Below are 3654 nucleotides of genomic sequence, written 5' to 3' on the forward strand. Positions count from 1 at the left end.
CCAGCGCGCGCTCCTGGTACGACGGGGAGGGAATCTCCAGCATCGCCCGAAGCAGTCCTGCCGCATACGTCTCGGTCACATTTCCCGATGGAGTGAAAGCCCAGTTCATCGCCGCATCCGATCCAGTAGATGACCCACGATGTGATCCGCGACATCCACCCGGGAGGCAAGCGCGGACTGGAAACCGGTGAACTCGACCCGATGATTGACCTCCAGGACCAACAGCCGGCCATCCCGGTCCTCGATCAGATCGACACCGGCGATATCGGCGCCGACGGCAGCGGCCGCGTCGACAGAGAGCTTGTCGATCTCCGGGGTCACCTCGCACGGCCGGGCCTGCCCACCGAGTGCCACGTTCGTACGCAAGGACTCACCCGTCCGGTACACAGCCCCCAGTACCTGACCACCGACCACGATCACCCTGATGTCCCGACCGGGCTTGTCGATCAGCTCCTGCACATATCCGAGATGAGACTGCGGCCCGGGCAACGCGGCAACGTACTCGAGTACGCCCTCCGCAGCAGCCCGGTCAGCCAGACGAACCACCAGTCGGCCCCACGAACCGACCAGCGGCTTGATCAGAGCCGGATACCCGATCGAATCCAGAGCGGCCAGCGCGGCCTGCGGAGTGAGAGCGAGCGCAGTACGCGGTGTCGCCACCCCCGCCGCCTCCAAGGCCACGGTGGAACGCCATTTGTCACCGCACACCTCGGTCGCATCCGCGCTGTTGACCACGTCGACTCCCGCCGCGGTGAGACAGCGGGCCGCGTACACCGCGCGGACCTGACCGATTTCCCGGTTCAACGCGAGGCCCCGGGGCAAGCCACGCCCACCGGCCACAAACCACTGACGCCGCGTATCCACGTGCTCGAAACGGATCCCGCGTCGGTCGAATGCGTCGAACAGCCTCTTCTCGTCCGCACCGACCCTGCTCGCAAGCACCGTGATTCCGCAGCCACCCGGGCGCTCTGGTGTCGCTGACACGTGACCTCCGTACTAGGACCACTGACCAACCCCGGACGGCACAACCGACCCGCCGCACGGAAAAGAGGCTACGAGCACATCGCCCACCGGGCGTCCGCGACAAGTTCAATCACCGGGACACACCCCACTGACCCACCCCCGTACGGCTACAAGCTCCGATTACGGCTCTGTACCGGGTACGGTCCTTCGCGAGGCATGGGGAGACCCGGTTCCGGCACAGGACGGACTCGACGGGAGGACGCTCCCCCACGGTGACTCCCTGATGGGCGGGGAGAGCGGATCAAGACCATGCGCGGGGTGCGCCCCGTTCCGGCGCCCGGCCCTTCGTTCGACGCGCGAGGTCTACCGTGACACCGTCGCCGAGCTGCTCCCCGGCGAGGAGCGGTTGGTCGTCCTGGACACCGATACCGGGCTCTTCGGCACGGTGGACCCCTGTGCCGGTACCGGTACCGGACGCCATGTGAACATCGGGATCGCCGAGCACACCCTGATGGGCGCTGCCTCCGGAATCGCCCGCGAGGGAGGTGTCCCGCCGGCGCACACCATGGCGGCGTTCGCCTCCTCCCGCGCGGTGGAGGCCGTGAAGCCCGACATCGCGCTGGACAACCTTCCGGTGCTGATCGCCGCCACCCACTCGGGAGTGTCCGCCGGTCACCTCGGCCCCACGCACCACGCGCTGGAGGACCCGGCGGCGATGCGGACGCTGCCGAACATGACCGTGGTGGTGCCGGGTGACGGCCCACAGACGGCCGAACTCCTTCGTCGGGCCATCGCGTTGGGCACGCCGGTGTACTTCCGACTCGGTCGGGGAGCCACTCCCGACCTGCCGTCCGACGCACCGACCCGATCGGGCCGGACCCGGGTACCGCGCGAGGGCACCGATCTCACCGCGGCCGCCTGCGGCCCGTACCCCGCCCCGGCCGCGCTGGAGGCCACCCACCGCCCGGGGTTGATCCCGGGGTGGGCCGGCCTCGGCGGGGGCCGGGCGCACGGACCCGCCCCCGTCGCCGGCGCGAACCGGCGACGGGGGCGGGCGTACGGGGGCGAATGTCCGTGCCACAGGGAGCATCACGGGCACCGCCCCCGGGGCGAACCGCGTCAGGCCGTGTCGCGGACCCGACCACACCGTGGCACTCCGACCTCAAGGGCCTCTCGGACGCGACTCGATCCCGTTACGGGCGGGACGCCCTGCCCGCTCCTCCCGGGCCGCGCGCGGCCAGGCGGTCGTCCGGAAGCAGCAGGGCCAGCACCAGCGCCGCCAGAAGGAGGGGGCAGGCCGCCAGGAAGGCGGAGGACAGCGCCTCGCCGTACACCTCGGCCACCGCGGCGGTCTCCCGGGCGCCGAGTCCGGACACCTCACCGGGGGAGAGGTGTCCGGAGAGGACCCGGTCCGCGAGTTCCGACGGCAGACGGTGGGCCGCCTCGGCGGTGATCCGCGCGTTGACCAGGGCGCCGAGCACGGCGACGCCGAAGGCGACCCCCAGGTTGCGGGCCAGCCCGACGGTCGAGGTGCTCACCCCCATGTGTCGCCGTGGGGCGGCGTTCTGCGCGATCACCGTGGTGACCTGGGAGGACATGCCGACGCCGATGCCCAGCACGGTCAGCAGCAGACCGATGACCGGCAGGCCGGTGTCCGGGGAGGTGAGGGCCAGTGCCCCGGTCGCGACGAGGGCCAGGGCGGTGCCGGTCACCGGAAACCACTTGTACCGACCGGACCTGCCGATGGACCGGCCGACCAGCATGGTGGCCAGGGCCATCCCGGCCATGGCCGGGAGGAACAGCAGTCCCGTGCCGGTGGGGCCGACCCCTGCGGCCATCTGGAGGAACAGCGGAACGAAGCTCACGCAGCCGAAGAAGGCGAAGCTGACGGCGAAGGCGACGGTGACCGCGATGGCGAAGGACCGCCCGGAGAAGAGGTCCAGGGGAACCGCGGGGTCGGATGCGCGTCGTTCGACGCGCAACCACAGCAGAAGCGCCAGGGCTGCGGTGATCGCGAGCGGCAGGACCGCGGGGTGGGTCCAGCCGTGGCGGCCGGCCAGGTCGGTCAACAGGACCAGGCAGCAGATCAGGCCGGTCAGCAGGGCGAGGCCGGGAAGGTCGAAGGGCGGGCGGGAGTCCGCCCGGGGCTTGGCGGGCAGCAGGAGTCGGAGGCCGATGAAGGCCACGATGCCGATCGGAACGTTGACGTAGAAGATCCACTGCCAACCGAGGAGGTCGGTCAGCAGGCCGCCGACCGGTGGACCCGACAGGTTGGCGATGATCATGACGCCGGCGAACCAACCCTGGTAGTGGGCCCGCCGGCGGGGGGGCAGGAGATCGCCGAGCACGGCGAAGGCCCCGACCTGGAGGCCCCCTCCCCCCAGCCCCTGGAGCGCCCGGAAGGCGATCAGTTGTTCCATCGAGGTGGCCATGCCGCAGGCCACCGATCCGAGGACGAACAGGGCGATGGCGGCCAGGTAGACGTTCCGCCTCCCCAAAAGATCCCCAAGCTTCCCGTAGACGGGCATGGCCATGGCGAAAGTGAGCATGTAGGCGGTGAACGTCCAGCTGTACAGGTGCATGGCGCCCAGGTCCGCGGCCAGGCTCGGGCCGGCGGTCGCCACGATCGACTGGTCCAGCATGGACATGGCGCTGGTCAGGAGCAGGGCGCCGAGGAGCAGGGGGAAGCGC

General features: G+C 70.5%; 2 protein-coding genes and 1 pseudogene. 1 reads left to right on the plus strand and 2 read right to left on the minus strand.

Annotated elements, in window-relative coordinates:
• Positions 1-105: 105 nt before the first annotated feature.
• The gene (locus FNQ90_RS15920) at positions 106-984 is read right to left on the minus strand and encodes a RimK family alpha-L-glutamate ligase (protein WP_182606993.1); all 879 of its coding nucleotides are present in this window, start codon (positions 982-984) and stop codon (positions 106-108) included.
• Positions 985-1246: 262 nt separating this feature from the next.
• Here FNQ90_RS15920 and FNQ90_RS15925 point away from each other — a divergent pair.
• Positions 1247-1789: pseudogene (locus tag FNQ90_RS15925) on the plus strand (transketolase); the annotation flags it as partial.
• 367 nt (positions 1790-2156) lie between these two features.
• On the opposite strand, the gene FNQ90_RS15930 reads toward FNQ90_RS15925, so the two are convergent.
• Positions 2157-3654: MDR family MFS transporter (locus FNQ90_RS15930; RefSeq protein WP_182606994.1), on the minus strand; the 1498-nt coding region annotated here is incomplete at its 5' end.

The sequence above is a fragment of the Streptomyces alkaliphilus genome, from assembly GCF_014141535.1.
In the GTDB taxonomy this organism is placed as follows: Bacteria; Actinomycetota; Actinomycetes; order Streptomycetales; family Streptomycetaceae; genus Streptomyces; species Streptomyces alkaliphilus.